Origin of the sequence: Variovorax sp. PBS-H4 (genome assembly GCF_901827205.1) — a bacterium.
Lineage (GTDB): Bacteria > Pseudomonadota > Gammaproteobacteria > Burkholderiales > Burkholderiaceae_C > Variovorax.
Genome location: NZ_LR594675.1, coordinates 307,363 through 328,176 on the forward strand (window position 1 = coordinate 307,363; position 20,814 = coordinate 328,176).

At 68.4% G+C, this 20,814-nt stretch carries 17 protein-coding genes; 14 read left to right on the forward strand and 3 right to left on the reverse strand.

Translation table 11 applies throughout. From position 1 onward, the window contains the following. Positions 1–100: 100 nt before the first annotated feature. Genes E5CHR_RS01430 through E5CHR_RS01440 form a run of 3 tightly spaced genes read right to left on the reverse strand, consistent with a single transcriptional unit; the run spans position 101 to position 2,778 of the window. Positions 101–1,300, reverse strand: a complete 1,200-nt coding sequence (locus E5CHR_RS01430; protein WP_162578044.1) for an amidohydrolase family protein — start codon at positions 1,298–1,300, stop codon at positions 101–103. Next, a complete protein-coding gene (locus E5CHR_RS01435; RefSeq protein WP_162578045.1) occupies positions 1,246–2,004 on the reverse strand; it encodes a TetR family transcriptional regulator in 759 nt (252 codons plus the stop codon). Before E5CHR_RS01435 ends, E5CHR_RS01430 begins: the two co-directional genes overlap by 55 nt. Continuing rightward, positions 2,005–2,778: a ferredoxin--NADP reductase gene (locus tag E5CHR_RS01440; protein ID WP_162578046.1), complete on the reverse strand. Its 774-nt coding sequence runs from the start codon at positions 2,776–2,778 to the stop codon at positions 2,005–2,007. Between the two features lie 275 nt (positions 2,779–3,053). Here E5CHR_RS01440 and E5CHR_RS01445 point away from each other — a divergent pair, with 275 nt between their 5' ends. The 14 genes from E5CHR_RS01445 (at position 3,054) to E5CHR_RS01510 (ending at position 20,801) form a co-directional block, all read left to right on the forward strand. Beyond that, positions 3,054–4,661, forward strand: a complete 1,608-nt coding sequence (locus E5CHR_RS01445; RefSeq protein ID WP_162578047.1) for a 6-hydroxynicotinate reductase — start codon at positions 3,054–3,056, stop codon at positions 4,659–4,661. A 12-nt stretch (positions 4,662–4,673) separates the two neighbouring features. Further along, entirely contained in the window at positions 4,674–5,594 is a 921-nt protein-coding gene (locus E5CHR_RS01450; RefSeq protein WP_162578048.1) for a UPF0280 family protein, read from the forward strand. A gap of 21 nt (positions 5,595–5,615) precedes the next feature. Next, positions 5,616–6,260: an amino acid synthesis family protein gene (locus E5CHR_RS01455; protein WP_162578049.1), complete on the forward strand. Its 645-nt coding sequence runs from the start codon at positions 5,616–5,618 to the stop codon at positions 6,258–6,260. 46 nt (positions 6,261–6,306) lie between these two features. Next, positions 6,307–6,891 carry an amino acid synthesis family protein gene (locus E5CHR_RS01460; RefSeq protein WP_162578050.1) on the forward strand — a complete coding sequence of 195 codons (585 nt, stop codon included), beginning with the start codon at positions 6,307–6,309 and terminating at the stop codon, positions 6,889–6,891. Between the two features lie 58 nt (positions 6,892–6,949). Beyond that, positions 6,950–8,155: an ABC transporter substrate-binding protein gene (locus E5CHR_RS01465; RefSeq protein ID WP_232062260.1), complete on the forward strand. Its 1,206-nt coding sequence runs from the start codon at positions 6,950–6,952 to the stop codon at positions 8,153–8,155. Between the two features lie 17 nt (positions 8,156–8,172). Continuing rightward, entirely contained in the window at positions 8,173–10,089 is a 1,917-nt protein-coding gene (locus tag E5CHR_RS01470; RefSeq protein WP_162578052.1) for an ABC transporter permease, read from the forward strand. A 769-nt stretch (positions 10,090–10,858) separates the two neighbouring features. After that, on the forward strand, positions 10,859–11,656 hold the full coding sequence (locus tag E5CHR_RS01475; RefSeq protein WP_162578053.1) for an ABC transporter ATP-binding protein: 798 nt from the start codon (positions 10,859–10,861) through the stop codon (positions 11,654–11,656). A 37-nt stretch (positions 11,657–11,693) separates the two neighbouring features. After that, on the forward strand, positions 11,694–12,428 hold the full coding sequence (locus E5CHR_RS01480; protein WP_162578054.1) for an ABC transporter ATP-binding protein: 735 nt from the start codon (positions 11,694–11,696) through the stop codon (positions 12,426–12,428). A 41-nt stretch (positions 12,429–12,469) separates the two neighbouring features. Further along, the gene (gene pncA / locus E5CHR_RS01485; protein ID WP_162578055.1) at positions 12,470–13,195 is read left to right on the forward strand and encodes a bifunctional nicotinamidase/pyrazinamidase; all 726 of its coding nucleotides are present in this window, start codon (positions 12,470–12,472) and stop codon (positions 13,193–13,195) included. Between the two features lie 16 nt (positions 13,196–13,211). Next, entirely contained in the window at positions 13,212–13,691 is a 480-nt protein-coding gene (locus E5CHR_RS01490; protein ID WP_162578056.1) for a (2Fe-2S)-binding protein, read from the forward strand. After that, a complete protein-coding gene (locus E5CHR_RS01495; protein WP_162578057.1) occupies positions 13,688–17,476 on the forward strand; it encodes a molybdopterin cofactor-binding domain-containing protein in 3,789 nt (1,262 codons plus the stop codon). The genes E5CHR_RS01490 and E5CHR_RS01495 overlap by 4 nt, the downstream gene beginning before the upstream one ends. Before the next feature lie 144 nt (positions 17,477–17,620). Then, the gene (locus E5CHR_RS01500; RefSeq protein WP_162578058.1) at positions 17,621–18,805 is read left to right on the forward strand and encodes a fumarylacetoacetate hydrolase family protein; all 1,185 of its coding nucleotides are present in this window, start codon (positions 17,621–17,623) and stop codon (positions 18,803–18,805) included. Between the two features lie 74 nt (positions 18,806–18,879). Beyond that, positions 18,880–19,689 (forward strand): helix-turn-helix transcriptional regulator, encoded by an 810-nt coding sequence (locus E5CHR_RS01505; RefSeq protein ID WP_162578059.1) that lies wholly within the window; start codon positions 18,880–18,882, stop codon positions 19,687–19,689. A gap of 92 nt (positions 19,690–19,781) precedes the next feature. Further along, positions 19,782–20,801 carry an aromatic ring-hydroxylating dioxygenase subunit alpha gene (locus tag E5CHR_RS01510; RefSeq protein WP_162578060.1) on the forward strand — a complete coding sequence of 340 codons (1,020 nt, stop codon included), beginning with the start codon at positions 19,782–19,784 and terminating at the stop codon, positions 20,799–20,801. Positions 20,802–20,814: the final 13 nt, after the last annotated feature.

Genomic DNA, 20,814 nt, shown 5'->3' on the forward strand with positions numbered 1-20,814 from the left:
GTGACTATTTGTCAGATTCGCTCGGCGCACAGATCGAATCGAAGCTCGCCGACCCTCTGTGCCCGTGCGTGATGCCCAGGCGCCCTCTGGCAGCGGCGCCTCAGTGCGCGCCTGCCACCGCCACCGGAATCTCCGTGGCCGGCGGCGTGTTGCGGCTGCGCCCGCAGCGAACGATGCCGTCGATCATTACCATCCCGACACCGGGGATGTCGCCCAGCTGCACGCTTTCAAGCAAGGTCTTGCCGTACGTGTGCTGGGCCCGGTCCATGAAGACGAAGTCGGCCGCGCGGCCGGGTTCGATCAGCCCGCAGTTCAGGTTGCGCAGGCGCGCGGTGTTGCCGGTCGCAAAGCAGAACACGAGCTCGGCCGGGATGTCGGCCATCGACGAGATCAGCGACACCATGCGCAGGATGCCCAGCGGCTGCACGCCCGAGCCGGCCGGGCCGTCGGTGCCCAGGATCACGCGGTGCGGGCACTTGAGTTCGATGGCCGCGCGCGCCGCGCCGACGGCCACCTTCTCATTGCCGTTGTGGACGATCTCGATGCCGCGCGTGCTCTGCTCGCACAGTTCGCACACGTGCTTCATCGACAGCGAGGTGTGGCCGCCGTTGATGTGGCCGATGATGTCGGCGTCGGCCTCCAGCACCGTGTCCTTGTCGATGTAGCCCGAGCCCGGCACCGAAGGGCCACCCGTGTGGATGGTGCTCTGCATGCCGTATTTGCGTGCCCAGGCTACCATCTCCTTGGCTTCGTAGCCGGCCTTCACCGTGCCCAGGCCCACTTCGCCCAGCAGGCTCACGCCGGCCTCGGCCAATTCCTTGAAGTCACTCTCGACCATGCCCTTCTCGATCACCGGCGCACCGGCCAGCACTTTCACGCCCGCGGGGCGGAAGGCGTCGAAGGCGCGTTGCGCCGTGATGGCCAGGGCCTTGAGGCCGACGATGTCCTTGGGCCGCCCGGGGTAGTGCACTTCGCCGGCCGAGATCATGGTGGTCACGCCGCCGTTGAGGCTGGACTCGATCCAGTTGAGCTGGCTCTGGCGCGGCGTCCAGTCGCCCGCCACCGGGTGGACGTGGCTGTCGATCAGGCCGGGCGCGACGCAGGTCTGCTTCGCATCGATGACCGTCCTGGCGCCTTCGGTGTCGCAGTCTTTTTCCTTGCCGACGGCGACGATCAGGCCGTCGTTCACGACGATCGTGTCGGCCTCCAGGATGGGGCGGTCGAGGTCGCCGGAGAGCAGCAGACCTATGTTCCGGATGACGACCTTGCCCGACTTTGCGCCAGTTGCGACTTCTGCCATTTCTCGTCCTCGTGGGGTGGTGATGTTTCTTCCTCGGGAGCGCCCGCGTCGACCGTGCGCAGCACGGTCTCGATCACGAAGTCCTCCCAGTGGGCAACCGCCTCCGGCGTCTCCAGCGGCTCGCCCAGGAAGGCGGTCAGCGTGTGGCGGTTGGAGGTGTAGAAGTAGCCGGTGGAGGCGATCAGCAGGTACAGGTCGCGGGCCGCCACGTCCTTGCGGAACAGGCCTTGCGCCACGCCGCTTTCGAGCAGCTCCTGGATGATCGCGATGGCCCTCGACGAGTACTCGCGCGCGCGCAGCGACTTCGCGATGTGCCGGCCCTTGTGCAGGTTCTCGGTGTTGAGCAGCGTCACGAACTCCGGGTTCTTGCGGTAGTAGCCGAGCACGAAGCGGATCACCGCTGCCAGTGCCTCGACCGGCCGGCTCGCATCCAGGTGGAGCGCTGCCTCCGCGTCGTCCATGCGGCGGTAGATGGTTTCCAGCACCGCGATGAACAGCCCTTCCTTGCTGCCGAAGTAGTAATAGATCATCCGGTCGTACGAGTTGGCGGCCTTCGAGATCTTCTCGACGCTGCCGCCGTCGTAGCCGTACTTGGCGAACACCTTGGTCGCTGCGCGCAGGATGCTGTCGCGCGTGGCCTGCGCCGCGGCTTCGCGCACGCCGGTGCGGCGCGTAGCCGGCTTGGGTGCGCGGGCCGCTGCCATTTACTTTTCGGCGAAGGCGCGTTCGATGACGAAGTCACCGGGGGTCGACGTGTTGCCTTCCTTGAAGCCCCGGCCTTCCAGGATGTGCTTCAGGTCCACCAGCAGGCCGGGGCTGCCGCACAGCATGACGCGGTCTTCGGCGGCATTCAGCGGCGGCAGGCCCAGGTCGTCGGTCAGCTTGTTGGTCGCGATCAGGTCGGTGATGCGGCCCATGTTGCGGAACTCCTCGCGCGTGACCGTCGGGTAGTAGAGCAACTGCTTCTCGATCATCTCGCCCAGAATTTCATGCTTGGGCAGGTGGTCGGTCACCAGGTCGTGATAGGCCAGCTCGTCGATCTGGCGCACGCCATGCACCAGGATGACCTGCTCGTATTTCTCGTAGGTCTCCGGGTCGCGGATGATGCTCATGAACGGGGCGAGGCCGGTGCCCGTGCCGAAAAGATAGAGGCGCTTGCCCGGCAACGTGTAGTCGATCAGCAGCGTGCCGGTGGGCTTGCGGCCCACGATGATGGTGTCGCCCACCTGGATGTGCTGCAGCTTGGAGGTCAGCGGTCCTTCCTCGACCTTGATGCTGAGGAACTCCAGGTGCTCCTCGTAGTTCGGGCTCACGATGCTGTAGGCGCGCAGCAAGGGCTTGTTGTTGACCTTCAGCCCGATCATCGTGAAATGGCCGTTCGAGAAGCGCAGCGCCGGGTCGCGGGTGGTGGTGAAGGTGAACAGGCGGTCGGTCCAGTGGTGGACGCTCAACACACGTTCTTCGCTGAAGGCACTCATAGGAATCAGGAATGGTTGTGGACGAAAAAACGCGCACGCACAAGGTGCGCGGTGACGCGGAGCCGAACACCGTCAGTCTGCCGCAACCCTCCGATTGTCGGCGACACCTGAGAAAACACCATTGCAAGCATCGGGTCTGTTTGCTACATTGACTTCATGTAGTGATCGCCACATGAATTTGTAGTGAATGCTACACAAAGCGAAGTTCCAGCACAAGCGCCAGCCCGGCACATTTGTTGCACCCGCTGCCGCAACGATTTCACGAGAAGCCCGCGATGACCGAACACACCAAGACAGACGGATTGCCCGGCATGGACGTACCCGTGCTGCCCGAAGCCGGCGGCCGCGCACCCTTGCGCAACGAGCGCATGAGCACCGGAAAGGTCGAGTGCAACGCGTGCCCCGTGCTCTGCCAGATCTCCGAGGGGCGCACCGGCGCCTGCGACCGCTATGCCAACCGCGAGGGCGTGCTGGTGCGGGTCGACCCGGTGCTGCTGCTGCGCCGCGAACTGGCCAGCGAGTCTCCGGCGCTGGTGCCTTTCGCGCGCCCCGCTGCCGAGCCGGCCACCCCCGGCGCCGAGCCCGAATGGAGCGGAGATCTCCTTCACGCCGACGAGGTTTTCGTGACCGGCGTGGGCTCCTCCACCACCTACCCCGATTACAAGCCCGCGCCCTTCATCGTCGCTTCCAAGGCCCAGGGCGTCGACATGGTCACGGTGGTGACGGAAGGCATCTTCAGCTACTGCAGCTTCAAGGTGAAGATCGACACCGACCGCTTCCTCGGTGCCGAGCAGGCCAACGTGCGCTATCGCGGCGAGGTGGTCGGCCACGTCACCACCGCCGAGTACGGCTCGCAGATGCTCTCGCTCGGCGGCGTGCACCACCTCACCGGCGGCAGCAAGAAGGAAGGCCGGATGACGGCCGAGCTGATGCAGCTGCTGGGCAACAAGAAGGCGGTGGAATGCGTGATCGACGGCGGCGCCGGCATGGTGATCCAGGCCGGTCGCGCGCCGATCGTCAACGGCGTCGAGGAGCAGCGCATGCGCGTGGGCTGCGGCTCGGCCGCGATCGGCATCTTCGCGCGCCAGCTCTTCGGCCAGGCGGACGAGGTGGTGGTGGTCGACGACCACATCACCGGCGTGCTCACCGAGCACCAGGCCGGGCGTTGCCTCGACATGCAGCCCTCGGGTATCCAGATGCGGGGGCGCAAGTCCACGCCGGGGCGCTACTTCCAGGTGGCCAATCCGGGCAACGGCTGGGGCGGCACCGACATCGACGACCCGCTCTCGATCATCGAGGGCTGGGAAGAGGGCGTCGCCAGGCCTGGCCTGCGTCTCTTGATGACGTCCACCACCGGCGAGCATGCGCAGTGGTACGTGCTCGACGACGAGCTCAGGCCCGTCGAGCAGCAGATGCCGGCCGAAGTGCGCCGCGTCGTCGAGCGCATCGGCGAGAACTGCGAGCCCTCGCTGTGCAGCGTGCTCTTTCTCGGCGGCGCGGGCGGGTCGTTGCGCGCGGGCGTGACCGAGAACCCCGTGCTGCTCACCCGTGCCATCAAGCGGGCGCTGGTCAACGTGACCTGTGGCGGCGCGCCGGCCTATGTGTGGCCGGGCGGCGGGATCACCGTGATGGCCGATGTGCTGCGCATGCCCGACAACAGCTTCGGCACCGTGCCGACGCCGGCCATCGTGGCGCCCATCGAGTTCAGCATGCGGCGCGAGGACTACGCCGCGCTCGGCGGCCACATGGAGCATGTGTTCTCGCTCGAGCAGGCGCTCGCCCGCGGCGCCTGGCAGAACGACGGCGCACCGCTCGCGCGCCAATGGCTTCGCATGGACGATGCCAACCCGTGGCCGCTCGGCCAGCCCCCGATGCTGGGTTGACCGGGGCCGCCGATGAACGCCCAACGCAGCGCCCTCGAAGGAGGCCGCTGGCACTTCAATCATGGCCCGATCGACATCGTGGCCGAGGCGCACGGCAACGAGGTCGAGGTTGCCGTCGCGCACGAGCTCGCGTGGCGGCGCTTCGGCACGGTGCTCGACGAACTCGTGGCCGAGCTGCGGCTGCTGCGCCAGCCCGTGGGCGAGGCGTGTGCACTGCAGGGTGTCATCGCACGCCGCATGTGGGCAGCTTGCGCACCCTTCCGCGCCGGCTTCATCACGCCGATGGCCGCGGTGGCGGGCGCCGTCGCCCAGGAACTCGTGACGTGCTATCAGCGCGAAGGCATCGAGCGCGCCTGGATCAACAACGGCGGCGACATCGCATTGCACCTTGCCCCGGGCCAGTCCGCGCGGGTCGGTCTGTTCGCCGACCTGGCGCGCTTCGATCTTCGCGAGCGCGGGCCGCTCACGACCGATGGGCAGTTCGAACTGCGCGCCGAGATGCCCGTGCGCGGCGTCGCCACCAGCGGCTGGCGCGGGCGCAGCTTTTCCCTGGGCATTGCCGACAGCGTGACCGTGCTCGCGGCGACGGCGGCCCAGGCCGATGCGGCCGCCACGGTGATCGCCAATGCGGTCGATGTGGAAGACGCGGGCATCCACCGTCGCCCGGCCAGCGAATGCAAGGACGACAGCGACCTCGGCGACATCCCGGTGACGGTGAATGTCGAGCCTCTCGCCCCCGCGCAGGTGCAGCGCGCACTGGCCGCGGGCGCAGAGCGCGCCGCAGATCTGCAGCGTGCCGGCCTGATCGGCTCCGCCATGCTCGTTTGCCAGGGGCAATGGCGGCTGGTGGAGCCCTTAAGCTTGCAGGCATCGGGCACGTCTGCACTTGCGAATCTGCCGCAGGCTGCTGCACTTGGTTCAGTATTTGCTTAACGAAAAGCAGGACTTGTTTTCATGATCGATATCCGCCGTGTCTTCACCCAGGTCGAGCACATACACCACGAATTCGGCCCGCGCGCCCCGACGCCGCTGGTGCGCGGTGCCATCGCCGCGGTGCTGACCAATCCCTTTGCCGGCCGCTACGAACCGGACATCCTGCCGATGATGGCCCTGCTGGACCCGGTGGGTGTCGATATGGCGCATCGCCTGCACCGCGCCATGGACGTGCCGATCGATCGCATCGCGACCTACGGCAAGGGTGCGATCGTGGGCGCCGCCGGTGAACTCGAGCATGGGGCGCTGTGGCATGTGCCGGGCGGCTACGCCATGCGCGAGCTGCTGGGCTGGAAGGGCGATCGCGCCGCCTACACCGCCGGCACCGTCGACGAGAACAAGACCGGGCAGCCCGGCAACGCGCTGTCGATCGTGCCTTCGACCAAGAAGGTCGGGCCGCCCGGCGCGGCGCTCGACGTGCCGCTCACCAACATCAATGCCAGCTATGTGCGTGGCCAGTTCGACGCGATCGAGGTCCGCGTGCCGGGTGCGCCGGCGGCCGACGAGATCGTCTTCATCCTCGCGATGAGCACCGGCTACCGCGTGCACGACCGTGTCGGCGGCTTGCGCGCCGAGAACATCGCCAAGTGGGATGGCCTGCGCTGAGGCCGCGACACCCTTCACTCAGAGAGACAAGGACAAGGAAAGAACCATGAGCGCCAACATCCGCAAGCTCGTCGTGCAGATCGACGAAACCCGCAAGGAAATGGGCAAGACGATCGACCCGCCGACGCGCCGCGCCGTCGCCATCGCGGTCATCAAGAACCCCTACGCCGGCCGCTACAGCGAATCGCTGGATGAGCTGATTGCCATCGGCGAGGAGCTCGGCGCCCTGCTGGGCCAGAAAGCCGTCAAGGCGCTGGGCATCGAGCCCAGCCAGGCCCAGAGCTACGGCAAGGCCGCGATCGTTGGCGAAAGCGGCGAGCTCGAGCATGCAGCGGCGATCCTGCACCCCAAGCTCGGCGCGCCGTTGCGCGTGGCGGTCGAGAAGGGCGCGGCCCTGGTGCCTTCGGCCAAGAAGCGCGGCACGCTCGGCACCCCCATCGACGTGCCGCTCGGCCACAAGGACGCCGCCTTCGTGCGCAGCCATTTCGACGCCGTCGAGGCACGCGTGTCCGATGCCCCGCGCGCCAATGAGATCGTGGTCGCCGTCGCCGTGACCGACAGCGGACGCCCGCTGCCGCGCGTCGGCGGGCTGCAGGTCTCCGAGATCAAGGGCGAAGACGGACTCCGCTGAGCCTCACTGCCACCTGTCGACATTCATCAACCATTCCAACGAGGAGTTCACCATGGCCATGCGTTTCGCCTTCAGCGCGGTGTCGATCGCCGCTCTCACCTTCGCACTGATTCCCGCCGCGCAAGCGCAGGGCGTGATCAAGATCGGCGAAATCAACAGCTACAAGGCCCAGCCCGCCTTCCTCGAGCCCTACAAGAAGGGCATGGAGCTGGCGGTCGACGAGATCAACGCCGCGGGGGGCGTGAACGGCAAGAAGATCGAGCTCGTCAGCCGTGACGACAACGCCAACCCCGGCGACGCAGTGCGCGTGGCCGAGGAGCTGGTCTCGCGCGAGAAGGTCGACATGCTCGCAGGCACCTTCCTGTCGAACACCGGCCTGGCGGTCACCGACTTCGCCAAGCAGAAGAAGTTCTTCTTCCTGGCCGGTGAGCCGCTCACCGACAAGATCACCTGGCAGGGCGGCAACCAGTACACCTTCCGCCTGCGTCCCGGCACCTACATGCAGGCTGCGATGCTGGTGCCCGAGGCGGCCAAGCTCAAGAAGAAGCGCTGGGCCCTGGTCTACCCCAACTACGAGTATGGCCAGTCGGCGGTGGCGGCCTTCAAGAACCTGCTGAAGGCTGCGCAGCCCGACGTGGAATTCGTGGCCGAGCAGGCGACGCCCCTCGGCAAGGTCGATGCCGGCAGCGTCGTGCAGGCCCTGGCAGACGCCAAGCCTGATGCCATCTTCAACGTGCTCTTCGCCGCCGACCTCTCGAAGTTCGTGCGCGAGGGCAACACCCGCGGCCTGTTCAAGGACCGTGAGGTCGTCAGTGTGCTGACCGGCGAGCCGGAGTACATGGATCCGCTGAAGGACGAGGCCCCCAATGGGTGGATCGTGACCGGCTATCCGTGGTACGGCATCAACACGCCCGAGCACAAGAAGTTCGAGCAGGCCTACCAGGCCAAGTTCAAGGACTACCCGCGCCTGGGCTCGGTGGTGGGCTACAGCATGATCAAGTCGGCCGCCGCGGGCATTGCCAAGGCCAAGAGCACCGACACCGACAAGCTGGTCGCGGCCTTCAAGGGGCTGCAGGTCGACACGCCCTTCGGCAAGATCAGCTACCGCCCGGAAGACCACCAGTCGACCATGGGCGCTTTCGTGGGCCGCACCAAGAACGAGGGCGGCAAGGGCGTGATGGTCAACTACGTGTACCTCGACGGTGCCGACGCCAAGTACCAGCCTCCCGCGGAAGAGCTGAAGAAGTCCCGCGCCAACGACTGAGCCGAGGCGAACGCGTCATGAGCTTTTCAGGTTTCATCGTCCAACTGCTCAACGGACTGGCGAGCGCGTCCTCGCTGTTCCTCGTCGCGGCGGGGTTGTCGCTGATCTTCGGCGTCACGCGGATCGTGAATTTCGCGCATGGCTCGTTCTTCATGGTGGGCATCTACATTGCCTACTCGCTGGTCGATCGGCTGGGCACGGGCTTCGGCTTCTGGCCGTCGCTGGTGCTGGCGGCGCTCGCCGTCGGCGTGCTCGGTGCGCTGATCGAGGTGGTGCTGCTGCGCCGCATCTACAAGGCGCCCGAGCTGTTCCAGCTGCTGGCCACCTTCGCGCTGGTGCTGGTGATCAAGGACGCGGTGCTGTGGCTCTGGGGGCCCGACGAACTGCTGGGCCCGCGTGCGCCCGGACTCTCCGGCTCGGTGACTCTCCTCGGGCGCCAGTTCCCGTCCTATGACCTGTTCCTGATCGTGGTCGGCCCGGTGGTGCTGGGCCTGGTGTGGATGCTGCTCACGCGCACCCGCTTCGGCACCCTGGTGCGGGCCGCCACGCAAGACCGCGAGATGGTCAGCGCGCTGGGCGTCAACCAGGCGTGGCTGTTCACGGCCGTGTTCGCGCTCGGCGCGCTGCTCGCGGGCCTCGGCGGCGCGCTGCAGCTGCCGCGCGAGCCCGCCACGCTGGAGATGGACCTCAACACCATCGGCGCGGCCTTCGTGGTGGTGGTGGTAGGCGGCATGGGCTCGATCCCCGGCGCCTACGCCGCCGCGCTGCTGATCGCGGAGATCAAGGCGATCTGCATCTGGCTGGGCGTGGTCGATGTCTTCGGTATCAGCGTGTCCTTCTCCAAGCTCACGCTGGTGGTGGACTTTCTGGTGATGGCTGTGGTGCTGGTGTGGCGCCCCTGGGGCCTGTTCGGCCGCCCGCAGGCGCCCAGCCGGTACGTGGGCATGCAGGAGGAGCCATTGCGCCGCCCCAGCCGGGCCTACCTGATAGCCGCCGCCGTCTTCGGACTGGTGCTGGCGGCATTGCCGGTCTTCACGGCCGACTCGCCCTACACGATGGTGCTGATGATCGACCTGATGATCGCCGCGCTCTTCGCCACCAGCCTGCACTTCATCATGGGGCCGGCCGGCATGCACTCTTTCGGCCATGCGGCCTACTTCGGGCTCGGGGCCTATGGCGCCGCGCTGCTGGTGCGGGCGAGCGGCATGCCGATGGAGCTGGCGCTCGTCGTGGCGCCCTTGGTCGCGGCGGCCGGCGCCTTCGTCTACGGCTGGTTCGCGGTGCGGCTGTCGGGCGTGTACCTGGCGATGCTGACGCTGGCCTTCGCGCAGATCACCTGGGCCATCACTTACCAGTGGGACAGCTTCACTGGCGGGAGCAACGGCCTCACCGGCGTGTGGCCTGCGGCGTGGTTGTCGGACAAGCGTGTGTACTACTGGCTCACGCTCGCGCTGGTCGCGCTGGGCGTGCTGTGGCTGCGCCGCGTGCTGTTCTCGCCCTTCGGCTATGCGCTGCGCGCGGGCCGTGACTCCGCGCTGCGGGCGGACGCGATCGGTATCGACGTCAAGCGCATGCAGTGGGCGGCCTTCGTCATCGCAGGCGCGGCGGCAGGGCTGGCGGGGGCACTCTATGCGTTCTCCAAAGGCAGCATCTCGCCGGAGTCGCTGAGCGTGGGCAAGTCGGTGGATGGACTGGTGATGGTGCTGCTGGGTGGCATCCAGACGCTGGCGGGGCCGGTCGTGGGGGCTGTTACCTTCACCTGGCTGCACGACACGGTGGCGCGCAATACCGATTACTGGCGGGCGATGCTGGGGGGGATCATTCTTTTGTTGGTGCTGCTGTTCCCGCAGGGGATTGCGGGGTTTGCGAAGCAGCTCTTCGATCGGAAGCGGCGGGAGAAGGATGCGGGCGAGTTGAAGGAGGTGAAGGCGTGAGCACTGTCTTGCTCCCTCTACCTTGGGGTGAGGGCACCGGGCCTTTGATTCGTCCATTGACTTCGATGGGTACGTTGCGCTTGGTTGAAGGTTGGAGCCGGGATGTCGTCCCGGCAGCCGAGTTACTTTCTTTTGCTTCGCCAAAAGAAAGTAACCAAAGAAAAGGCGACCCCACTGCGCGTGTCCCTGATCCGCGAAAAGCTGCGCTCCTCGGCACGCGCAGAGGGGATAGGAACGGGCCATTGCTTCGCTCGGCCACCAACGGCCTCGCTGCGCGAGGCCTGGAACAGGGGCGTGCGTGTGCGCTCGCACGTGAGCACGAGCATGGACATGTCCATGTACATGCGCGTATGCGCGAGTGCCAGCGTGAGCGAGGACCAAGGTCTCACGCCAAGTTGCAAACCACAGAAGGACGCGCCTGCGGCGCGTTGAAGTTCAATCCCCTCTGGCCGCGCCGAGGAGCGGAGCTTTTCGCGGATCAGGGCCGCGCGTGTTTGAGCGAAGCGAGTTTGCGCGGACCCCGCGAAAAGCGAGCACCGCAGGTTGCCCGTAGCGAAGCGGAGGGTCGCGGCCAGCGGGGTCGCCTTTTCTTTGGTTACTTTCTTTTGGCGAAGCAAAAGAAAGTGACTCGGCTGCCGGGACGACGCCCCGGCTCCGGGCTCAAAACCACGGCAAGGTACGAATCGAAGGCCCCGTGCCCTCACCCCAGCCCTCTCCCGGAGGGAGAGGGAGCAAGACCCGCGGGAGCAAGACCCGAGAGAGCAAGAGCATGAGCCTCCTTAAAGTCACAGAACTCGGCAAGTCCTTCGGCGGCGTCAAAGCCGTCGACGGCATCAGCTTCGACCTCGCCGCCGGCGAGCTGCTGGCGCTCATCGGCCCCAACGGCGCCGGCAAGTCCACCACCTTCAACATGGTCAACGGGCAACTGAAGGCCGACCGCGGCTCGATCCTGCTCGACGGCGAAGAGCTGGTCGGCCGCAGGCCGCGCGAGATCTGGCGCATGGGCGTGGGCCGCACCTTCCAGATCGCGGAGACCTTCGCCTCGCTCACCGTGGTGGAGAACGTGCAGATGGCCCTGCTCTCGCACGACCACAAGCTGTTCTCGACCTGGCGCCGCGCCGCCGACCACAAGCGCGAGGAGGCGCTGGCCCTGCTCGACCAGGTCGGCATGAAGGCACAGGCGGACCGGCCCTGTAGCGTGCTCGCCTACGGCGACGTCAAGCGCGTCGAGCTCGCGATCGCCATGGCGAACTCGCCCAAGCTGCTGCTGATGGACGAGCCCACCGCCGGCATGGCGCCCAAGGAGCGCAACTCGTTGATGGCGCTCACCAAGCAGCTGGTGATCGACCGCGGCATGGCGGTGCTCTTCACCGAGCACAGCATGGACGTGGTCTTCGCGTACGCCGACCGCATGATCGTGCTGGCGCGCGGCCGCCTCATCGCGCAAGGCAAGCCGCTCGAGATCCGCGACCATCCGAAGGTGCAGGAGGTCTACTTCGGCAGCGGCAAGACTTTCGAGAAGATCGCGGAGAAGGCGGCGGCGGTCGCTGCGGAGCTTGGGGCATGAACACGGCAGCGGTTGTCCGCCTTCAGGAATTGTCGACATGACCCCCCACGAAACACTGCTCGAAGCCAAGTCCCTGTGCGCCTGGTATGGCGCGGCCCAGATCCTCTACGACGTCGACCTCGAAGTCCGCCGCGGCGAAGTGGTCGCGCTGATGGGTCGCAACGGCGCCGGCAAGTCCACCACGCTCAAGGCGCTGATCGGCATGCTGGCCAAGCGTCGCGGCGCGGTGCGCTTCCTGGGCCACGACATCTCGAAGTGCGAACCGCACCACGCGGCCAAGCTGGGCCTGGGTTTCGTGCCCGAGGACCGGCGCGTGTTCACCGACCTCACGGTGATGGAGAACCTCGAGGTCGGCAGGCAGGCGCCGCGCCGCTGGTCCGACGGCAGCGATGCGCCGCTGTGGACGCCCGAGCGCCTGTTCAAGCTTTTTCCCAATCTCGGCGAGATGCCGCAGCGTCCCGGCGGCCGCATGAGCGGCGGCGAGCAGCAGATGCTGACCGTGGCGCGCACGCTGATGGGCAACCCCTACCTCGTGCTGCTGGACGAGCCTTCCGAAGGCGTGGCGCCGGTCATCGTCGAGCAGATGGCCAACATGATCCTGGAGCTCAAGGCGCAGGGCGTGAGCATCCTGCTGTCGGAGCAGAACATGCACTTCGCCGAGCTGGTCTCCGACCGAGCCTACGTGCTGGAGAAGGGGCAGATCCGCTACCAGGCTTCGATGGCCGACCTGGCGACCAACGAGGAAGTCCGGCGGGCCTACCTGTCCGTCTGAGCCGAGCCAGGGCATTTTTCATCAACCGAGGAGCGAACACCATGCACGACACGCACCGCAGAATCTTTCTCCAGTCCGCTGCCGCCTTGGGCCTGGCCGGCCTGTCGATGCCGCTGTTCGCGGCGGGGAAGGTCAGGCCCAGCGACAAGTCGGCGCTGATCGTGGTCGACGTGCAGAACTGCTTCGTCGACGGCGGCACGCTCCCGGTAAAGGGCGGCGCCGACGTGGTGCCGGTGATCAACAAGTTGTCCACCGCCTTCGAGAACATCGTGCTCACGCAGGACTGGCACACGCAGGGCCACGCCTCCTTCGCGAGCGCGCACGCGGGACAGAAGCCCTTCAGCAGCATCAAGCTGGGCTACGGCAACCAGGTGCTGTGGCCCGACCACTGCGTGCAGGGCACGGAAGACGCCGCGCTGCACAAGGACCTGAAGCTGCCGAGCGCGCAACTGATCATCCGCAAGGGCTACCACAAGGGCGTGGACAGCTACTCGGCCTTCGAGGAGGCCGACCGCAAGACGCCGACGGGCCTGGCCGGCTATCTCAAGCAGCGCGGCATCAAGACCGTGTTCGTCACCGGCCTGGCGACCGACTTCTGCGTGGCTTGGACGGCGCTGGATGCACGAAAGGCCGGCTTCGAGGCTTATGTCATCGAGGATGCCACGCGGGCCATCGACCTCAACGGCTCGCTCGCGAAGGCCTGGAAGGAGATGCAGGCCAAGGGGGTCAAGCGCATCCAGTCGAGCGACATCGAGATCAGCGCATAGGGAGCCCACGAGCGCAATGCAGGAACTCGCCCTGACGGTCAATGGACGCGAGCGCGCGCTGCGAGTGCCCGAGGCGGCGACGCTGCTGCATGTGCTGCGCAACGACCTCGCGTTCAATGGCCCCAAGTACGGTTGCGGACTCGGCCAGTGCGGTGCGTGCACGGTGTGGGTCGATGGGGTGGCTGCGCGGGCCTGCGTGATCCCCGCCCATGGGGTGGCCGGCCGCGCGATCACCACGCTCGAAGGCCTGGGTTCGCGCGACTGCTGGCATCCCGTGCAGCAAGCCTTCGAGCAAGCCCAGGCCGCGCAGTGCGGCTATTGCCTCAACGGCATGGTGATGCAGGCCGCCGCGCTGCTGGCACGTGACCCGCACCCCAGCGATGCCCGCATCCGTGCCGAGCTGTCGGGCAACCTGTGCCGCTGCGGCACGCACGTGGAGATCCTGACCGCGGTGCAGGCCGCGGCACTGCGAATGGCCGGGGACGAGGCGACGTGAGCCTGCGCGCCGAGCAGCCGCGCAGCCGCAGCGATATCCTCAACGCGCACGACGTGCTGGTCGTGGTGCGCGAGACGCCACCGGCGCCGCCCGCTGCGAACGGGCAACCGCCCGTGGTCTTCGGCAATCCCGCCGAAGGCCCCGAGATCCTGCTGGCGCTGTGGAGCGACGGCAGCGCCACCGCGCTCAACGGCCACGTCGACCTGGGCACCGGCATCCGCACAGCGCTCGCGCAGGTGGTGGCCGAGGAGCTCGACCTGCCGCTGGCGCAGGTGCACATGGTGCTGGGCGACACGGCGAGCGCGCCGAACCAGGGCGCGACCATTGCCAGCGCCTCGCTGCAGATCCACGCCATGCCGCTGCGGTTGGCGGCGGCGCAGGCACGCGCATGGCTGCTGGAGCAGGCCTCCGAGCGCTTCGGTGTGCAGCCTTCGCTGCTCGAAGTGCGCGAGGGCCGCATCCATGCCGGCGAGGACGCGGCCTTCAGCGTGCCCTTCGGCGAGCTGGTCTCCGGTACGCGCACGGTGCTGCAGCTCGACGCCGCCGCCCGGCTCAAGGACCCGAAGGACTATCGCGTCGTCGGCACTGCGGTCCCGCGCGTCGACATTCCCGCCAAGCTGGCGGGCGAGACTGTGTTCGTGCACGACATGCGCGTGCCCGGCATGCTGCACGGCCGCGTCGTGCGGCCGCCCTATGCGGGCGCGGACCACGGCGACTTCATCGGCAATACGCTGGAATCGGTGGACGAATCGTCCATCGCCCACCTCCCCGGCATCCGCGCGGTGGTGGTGATCCGCGACTTCGTGGGCGTCGTGGCCGAGCGCGAGGAGCACGCGGAGCAGGCGCTGCGCGAACTGCGCGTGCGCTGGAAGCCCTGGCCGGGACTGCCCGCTCTCGACGACCTCGAAGGCGCGATCCGCGCCAACCCGGCGACGCAGCGCCTGCTGGTCGACGAGGGCCGGGTGGACGAAGCGCTCGCGAACGCGGCCCAGCCGATGCCGCGCACCTATGTCTGGCCTTACCAGATGCATGCCTCGATCGGGCCTTCTTGCGCGCTCGCGCACTGGCAGCCCGAAGGCGAGCCTGGCGTCCGGTTGCGTGTCTGGGCCGGCTCGCAGAACCCGCACGTGCTGCGGGCCGATCTCGCCAGGCTCATGGGCCTGGAGGATGTGGCCGTCGAGGTGGTTCGCATGGAAGCCGCGGGCTGCTACGGCCGCAACAGCGCCGACGACGTGGCGGCCGACGCGGCCCTGCTCGCGCGTGCGGCCGGTGCGCCGGTCCGCGTGCAGCTCACGCGCGAGCAGGAGCATGCGTGGGAACCCAAGGGTGCGGCGCAGCTGATGCAGGTCAACGGCGGGCTCGATGCCGAGGGCGGGGTGGCAGCCTACGACTTCGAGACCTCCTATCCCTCCAACGGCGCGCCCACGCTGGCGCTGCTGCTGACGCGCACCATCGAGCCGGTAGCACAGGCCTTCGAGATGGGCGACCGCACCGCGCGCCCGCCCTATGACTACGAGAACCTGCGGGTCAAGGTCAACGACATGGCGCCGATCGTGCGCGCCTCGTGGCTGCGCGGCGTGTCGGCACTGCCCAGCTCCTTCGCGCACGAGTCCTATGTGGACGAACTGGCGACCGCGGCCGGCGTGGACCCGGTGGCGTTCCGCCTGCGCCACCTGCGCGATCCGCGGGCGGAGGAGCTGGTGCGGGAGACGGCGCAGAAGGCCGGCTGGCGCATGCGCACCGGGCCGCAGGAGGATGCCGACGGCGACCACCCTTCGAGGCGCGCCGACGCGCGCGTGGGGCCGGGCGGCGATGTGCTCTTCGGCCAGGGCTTCGCCTACGCCCGCTACGTGCACAGCAAGTGGCCCGGCTTCGGCGCAGCCTGGTCGGCCTGGGTCGCGGATGTCGAGGTCCACAAGACCACCGGCGAGGTGCATGTGCGCCGCGTGGTGGTGGGGCACGACGCGGGGCTGATGGTGAACCCGGCCGGGGTCGAACACCAGATTCACGGCAACGTGATCCAGACCACCAGCCGGGCCTTGAAGGAGCGCGTGGAGTTCGCGCCGCCGGCGGAAACGTCCGGTGGCGGCGAGACGCTGCCGGGCGTGCTGCCGGCCGGCGTGGTCGCGAGCCGCGAATGGGGCAGCTACCCGATCCTCAGCTTCCGCGAGGTACCGGTCATCGAGGTCGTGCACATGCAGCGGCCGGGCGAGCCGCCGCTGGGCGCGGGGGAGTCGTCCTCGGTCCCGGGCACGGCGGCGATCGCGAATGCGATCTTCGATGCGACGGGGGTGCGGTTCAGGGCGCCGCCGTTCACGCCGGAGGTCGTGCGGGCCGCGCTGAATCCCTCGGTCCCTCCGGACTTGCTCCCTCTCCGTGCGGGAGAGGGTGGGGATGAGGGCACGCGGGCGGTCGATGGTGGCGCCATCGTGCCCTCATCCCCACCTTCTCCCAGAGGGAGAAGAAGCGAGACCGATGTGCCGTGGCCGAAGGCGCGCGGTCTGTGGGCCACGGCCACCGCTCTCGTGATCGGCGTCGTCGGCGTTATCGCGGGGCTCTTGGGCTGGCGCTCCACCATCGCGCCCGTCTCCTTCAGTGCCCCTGTCTACAGCCAGGCCACCATCGACCGCGGCCGCACTCTCGCCGCCGTCGGCGACTGCGCCGTCTGCCACACCGCCCCCGGCGGCACGCCCAACGCCGGGGGGCGCGCGATGGACACGCCCTTCGGCACCCTCTACACCACCAACCTCACGCCCGACCCCGGCACCGGCCTGGGCCGCTGGTCCTTCAGCGCCTTCCAGCGTGCCATGCGCGAGGGCATCTCGCGCGACGGCCACCATCTCTACCCGGCCTTCCCCTACACCGCCTTCGCCAAGACCAGCGACGACGACCTGCAGGCCCTGTATGCCTACTTCATGTCGTTGCCCGCGGTGCAGGCGCCCACGCCCGAGCCCGAGATGAAATTCCCCTTCAGCCTCCGGCCGCTGATCGCCGGCTGGAACGCGCTCTTCCACGACCCCGCGCCCCTGCAGCCGGTCGCGCAGCAGAGTGCGGAATGGAACCGTGGCGCCTACCTGGTCAACGGCCTGGGCCATTGCGGTGCCTGCCACACGCCACGCAACGCGCTGGGCGCGGAGCAGGGCGGCAGCGCCTACCTGGCGGGCGCGGTGGTCGAGGGCTGGGAGGCGCCCGCGCTCACCGGCCTGGCCTCGAAGTCCGCGGTGCCGTGGAATGCCGAGTCCCTCTACCGCTACCTGCGCAACGGCCACAGCCCGCAGCACGGCACGGCCGGCGGTCCGATGGCCGATGTGGTGCGCGAACTGGCCGCAGTTCCCGACGCCGACATCCGCGCAATGGCGAGCTACCTCGCGTCCTTCCATGCCGAGACCGGCGAGGCCGAGGCCCATGCCCAGGCGCAGCGCGCCGTCGCCAGCGCCGCGGCGCGCCAGGGCCAGCTGCTCGGCCCGGCCCAGCGCCTGTTCGACGGCGCCTGCGCCGCCTGCCATCACGACGGCAACGGTCCCACGCTGCTCGGCGCCAACGTGCCGCTCGCGCTCAACAGCAACCTCACGAGTGCGCGCCCCGACAACCTGCTGCGGACCGTCCTCGACGGCGTGCGCGAGCCCGCCTCGCGCGAGGTCGGCTTCATGCCCGCCTTCCGCGACGCGCTGAGCGATGCGCAGATCGCCGAGCTGGCCGGCTACATGCGCGCGCGCTTCGCGCCGCAGGAGCCGGCGTGGAAGGATCTGGAGTCGGAAGTTGCGCGGGTGCGAGGCCGCGAATGAATACGGCTGACCGGAAGGCGAAGAGCGCGAAGGTTCCGCGAAGGATGCGAAAAAGGCAGACAGAATGGCCTTCCTGAATTCTTTCGCGGCCTTCGCGGAACCTTCGCGTCCTCTGCGTCCGGTACCCGACTTCTTGGAGACAGCATGCCCCAGACCCTCGCACCCGCCACCAGCCTCCCCCGCGATGCCGAGCGCGCCGCCCTGATCGGCCGCCTCTGGCAGCCCGATGTCGGACCCACGCCGGTGATGGTGCACGAAGGCGGCCTGCACGACCTCACGCGCCTCGCACCCACCACCAGCCAGCTGCTCGAGCTCGACGACCCCGTGGGCCAGGTGCGCCAGGCCCTGCGCGACAACGACGCGCCGCGCATCGCGGCACTCGATGCGGCGCTGGCCAACAGCGACGAGGCCCGGCGCGATCCCGAACTGCCCTGGCTGCTCGCGCCCTGCGACCTGCAAGCGGTGAAGGCCAGCGGCGTGACCTTCGTCGCCAGCCTCCTGGAGCGCGTGATCGAGGAGCAGGCGCGCGGCGACGCTTCCCGGTCCGAGGCCATCCGGGCCGCGCTCGGCGGCGTGCTGGGCGAGAACCTCGCCGGCATCGTGCCCGGCTCGCCGCAGGCGGCCCAGGTCAAGGAGGTGCTGATCGCGCAGGGTGCCTGGTCCCAGTACCTCGAGGTCGGCATCGGCCCCGATGCCGAGATCTTCACCAAGGCGCCGGTGCTGTCGGCCGTGGGCACCGGCGCCGACGTCGGCATCCATTCGGGCTCGGTCTGGAACAACCCCGAGCCCGAGGTGGTGCTGGCGGTCGACAGCCGCGGGCGCACCTTGGGCGCGGCGCTCGGCAACGACGTCAACCTGCGCGACTTCGAGGGCCGCAGCGCGCTGCTGCTGGGCAAGGCCAAGGACAACAACGCCTCCTGCGCGATCGGCCCCTTCATACGCCTGTTCGACGCGCACTTCGGCATCGACGACGTGCGCCGCATCACGGTGGCGCTGCGGGTCGCCGGACCCGAAGGCTTCGTGCTCGAGGGTTCGAGCTCGCTCGCGCAGATCAGCCGCGACCCGCTCGACCTGGTGTCCCAGGCCATCGGGCCGCACCACGCGTACCCTGACGGGCTGATGCTCTTCCTCGGTACCATGTTTGCGCCCACCCAGGACCGCCATGGCCCGGGGCAGGGATTCACCCACGTGGTGGGCGACCGTGTGACGATCTCGGCACCCGAACTCGGCGCGCTGGAGAACCGCGTCGTGCACGCCGACCAGGCGGCGCGCTGGTCCTTTGGCATCGGCGCGCTGATGCGCAATCTCGCGGGGCGCGGCCTGCTCTGAGCAAGCCCGCGGCGCGGGTTTGTCCCGAGCCGCGCCGGCTTCAACCGGTCGGCGAGCGAATGGACAATGGCCGCATGTCTGCCCCCTGGCGCGTCCCGGCCGTTCCCCACCAGCACACGCTGGACCTGCGTGCGGTGTCGATGCTGCTGGAAGCGCCGCGCGAGGCCGAGCCGACGCGTGCCATGCTGCACTTCCTCAATGCGCTGCTGCCGGTCGACTACATCAGCCTGGTCTCGCACCTGGACGATCCGCCGGCGCTGCTCGAAGGGCATGCCTTCGGGGCGGCGTTGCGCAACGTCACCGGCAAGTGCTTCGACAAGTACCGACGCCATTTCTACCTCTTCGACGACGCGATCCGCATCGCTGGGCAGATGCGTGCGCAGCCGGGTGAGGACGCAGAAGTGACGGCGCTGCGCTTCCGCGCCGGCGAGATTCCCGACTCGGCCTGGCGCCACCGCATTTACGAATGCGAGCACCTGTCGGACCGGCTCACGCTGCTGTTCACCCCAGCCCCGCGCACCGCATTCTCCATCAACCTCTACCGCAGCGAGGCCAAGGGCGCCTTCGCGGCACAGGAGATCGAGCGCGTGCTGGCGGTCGCGCCGCTGTTGCGCCAGGTGCACCGCAATGCGGTCGGTACCGGCGCGGCCGCGCGGCAGATGGCCACGCGCATCGCACTGGCACGGGCCCGGCTCGACGCCCGCGCCGCTGCGCTCAGCCCCCGCGAGCTCGACGTCTGCGCGCGCATCGCCTGCAGCATGACGGCGGACGGCATCGCGGCCGACCTGGACGTTGCCGCCTCCACCGTGCTCACGCTGCGCAAGCGCGCCTACGTCAAGCTCGGCGTTCACGACCGCGCCGAGCTGATCCGTCTGGCCGCCTGAGCTGCGGCACCTGTCCCCTGCGCAGGGGACGCGGGTGCGCGGCTATGCACGCCACCATCGCTCCCAACACAATCACCGATGGAGACGAGCGCATGTTTCTGCGCAACTGCTGGTATGTCGTCGCCTGGGACCACGAGATCCCGGCCGACGGCCTCTTCAACCGCACCGTGATCGGGGAGCCGCTGCTCCTGTTCCGTCGCGCCGACGGCACCATCGTCGCGCTCGAGGACCGCTGCTGCCACCGGCTCGCGCCGCTGTCCAAGGGCCGCAAGGAGGGCGACTGCGTGCGCTGCGGCTACCACGGCCTCAAGTTCGATGCAGAGGGCATCTGCATCGAAGTGCCCGGCCTGGACAGCGTGCCACCCAGGGCGCGCGTACGCAGTTATCCGGTGGCGCTGCGCCATGCCTGGGTGTTCGTCTGGATGGGCGATCCGGCGCTGGCCGACCAAGCGCTCCTGCCCGACAACTTTTCCTGCGACCACCCGGGCTGGCGCAACGTTCCCGGCTACCTGCACTACGACACACCGTACCTGCTGATCTGCGACAACCTGCTGGACTTCTCGCACCTGAGTTATGTGCACGAGAAGACGCTGGGCGGTTCCACCGCGATCGCGCAGGCGCGGCCCGTTATCGACAAGATCCCGCGCGGCTTGCGGGTCACGCGCAAGGTCAAGGACGTGCCGCCGCCCGCCTACTGGGCGCGGGCGCGCGATTTCGGCGGTAACCATGTGGACCGCTGGTTCATCTACGACTTCGTGCTGCCCGGCACGCTGCTCATGCATTCGGGCGGCCGCCCTGCCGGCGACGCAGAGGGCGACATGCGGCGCGCGGTCGAACTGCATAGCTGCCAGACGCTGACGCCCGAGACCGAGACCAGCACCCACTACTTCTTCCAGCAGTCGCACCGCGCGGAGTTGGGCGGCGAATGGCTCACGCAGATGATCCATGACGGCCTGATCGTCGCCTTCAACGAGGACCGCGACATGATCACCGCGCAGGCCCGCAACATCGAGCGCGCCCCGGAGGCCCCGATGCTGCCGCTCGCGATGGACGCAGCCCTCGTGCAGTTCCGCCGCCTGCTGGCGCAGGCCATCGACGCCGAGCGCGCCTGAGCCACCGCACGCT

Excerpts from the sequence above, each read along its gene's own strand:
- E5CHR_RS01430 (WP_162578044.1), bottom strand. The coding sequence starts at position 1,300 with ATGGCAGAAGTCGCAACTGGCGCAAAGTCGGGCAAGGTCGTCATCCGG.
- E5CHR_RS01435 (WP_162578045.1), bottom strand. The coding sequence starts at position 2,004 with ATGGCAGCGGCCCGCGCACCCAAGCCGGCTACGCGCCGCACCGGCGTG.
- E5CHR_RS01440 (WP_162578046.1), bottom strand. The coding sequence starts at position 2,778 with ATGAGTGCCTTCAGCGAAGAACGTGTGTTGAGCGTCCACCACTGGACC.
- E5CHR_RS01445 (WP_162578047.1), top strand. The coding sequence starts at position 3,054 with ATGACCGAACACACCAAGACAGACGGATTGCCCGGCATGGACGTACCC.
- E5CHR_RS01450 (WP_162578048.1), top strand. The coding sequence starts at position 4,674 with ATGAACGCCCAACGCAGCGCCCTCGAAGGAGGCCGCTGGCACTTCAAT.
- E5CHR_RS01455 (WP_162578049.1), top strand. The coding sequence starts at position 5,616 with ATGATCGATATCCGCCGTGTCTTCACCCAGGTCGAGCACATACACCAC.
- E5CHR_RS01460 (WP_162578050.1), top strand. The coding sequence starts at position 6,307 with ATGAGCGCCAACATCCGCAAGCTCGTCGTGCAGATCGACGAAACCCGC.
- E5CHR_RS01465 (WP_232062260.1), top strand. The coding sequence starts at position 6,950 with ATGCGTTTCGCCTTCAGCGCGGTGTCGATCGCCGCTCTCACCTTCGCA.
- E5CHR_RS01470 (WP_162578052.1), top strand. The coding sequence starts at position 8,173 with ATGAGCTTTTCAGGTTTCATCGTCCAACTGCTCAACGGACTGGCGAGC.
- E5CHR_RS01475 (WP_162578053.1), top strand. The coding sequence starts at position 10,859 with ATGAGCCTCCTTAAAGTCACAGAACTCGGCAAGTCCTTCGGCGGCGTC.
- E5CHR_RS01480 (WP_162578054.1), top strand. The coding sequence starts at position 11,694 with ATGACCCCCCACGAAACACTGCTCGAAGCCAAGTCCCTGTGCGCCTGG.
- pncA (WP_162578055.1), top strand. The coding sequence starts at position 12,470 with ATGCACGACACGCACCGCAGAATCTTTCTCCAGTCCGCTGCCGCCTTG.
- E5CHR_RS01490 (WP_162578056.1), top strand. The coding sequence starts at position 13,212 with ATGCAGGAACTCGCCCTGACGGTCAATGGACGCGAGCGCGCGCTGCGA.
- E5CHR_RS01500 (WP_162578058.1), top strand. The coding sequence starts at position 17,621 with ATGCCCCAGACCCTCGCACCCGCCACCAGCCTCCCCCGCGATGCCGAG.
- E5CHR_RS01505 (WP_162578059.1), top strand. The coding sequence starts at position 18,880 with ATGTCTGCCCCCTGGCGCGTCCCGGCCGTTCCCCACCAGCACACGCTG.
- E5CHR_RS01510 (WP_162578060.1), top strand. The coding sequence starts at position 19,782 with ATGTTTCTGCGCAACTGCTGGTATGTCGTCGCCTGGGACCACGAGATC.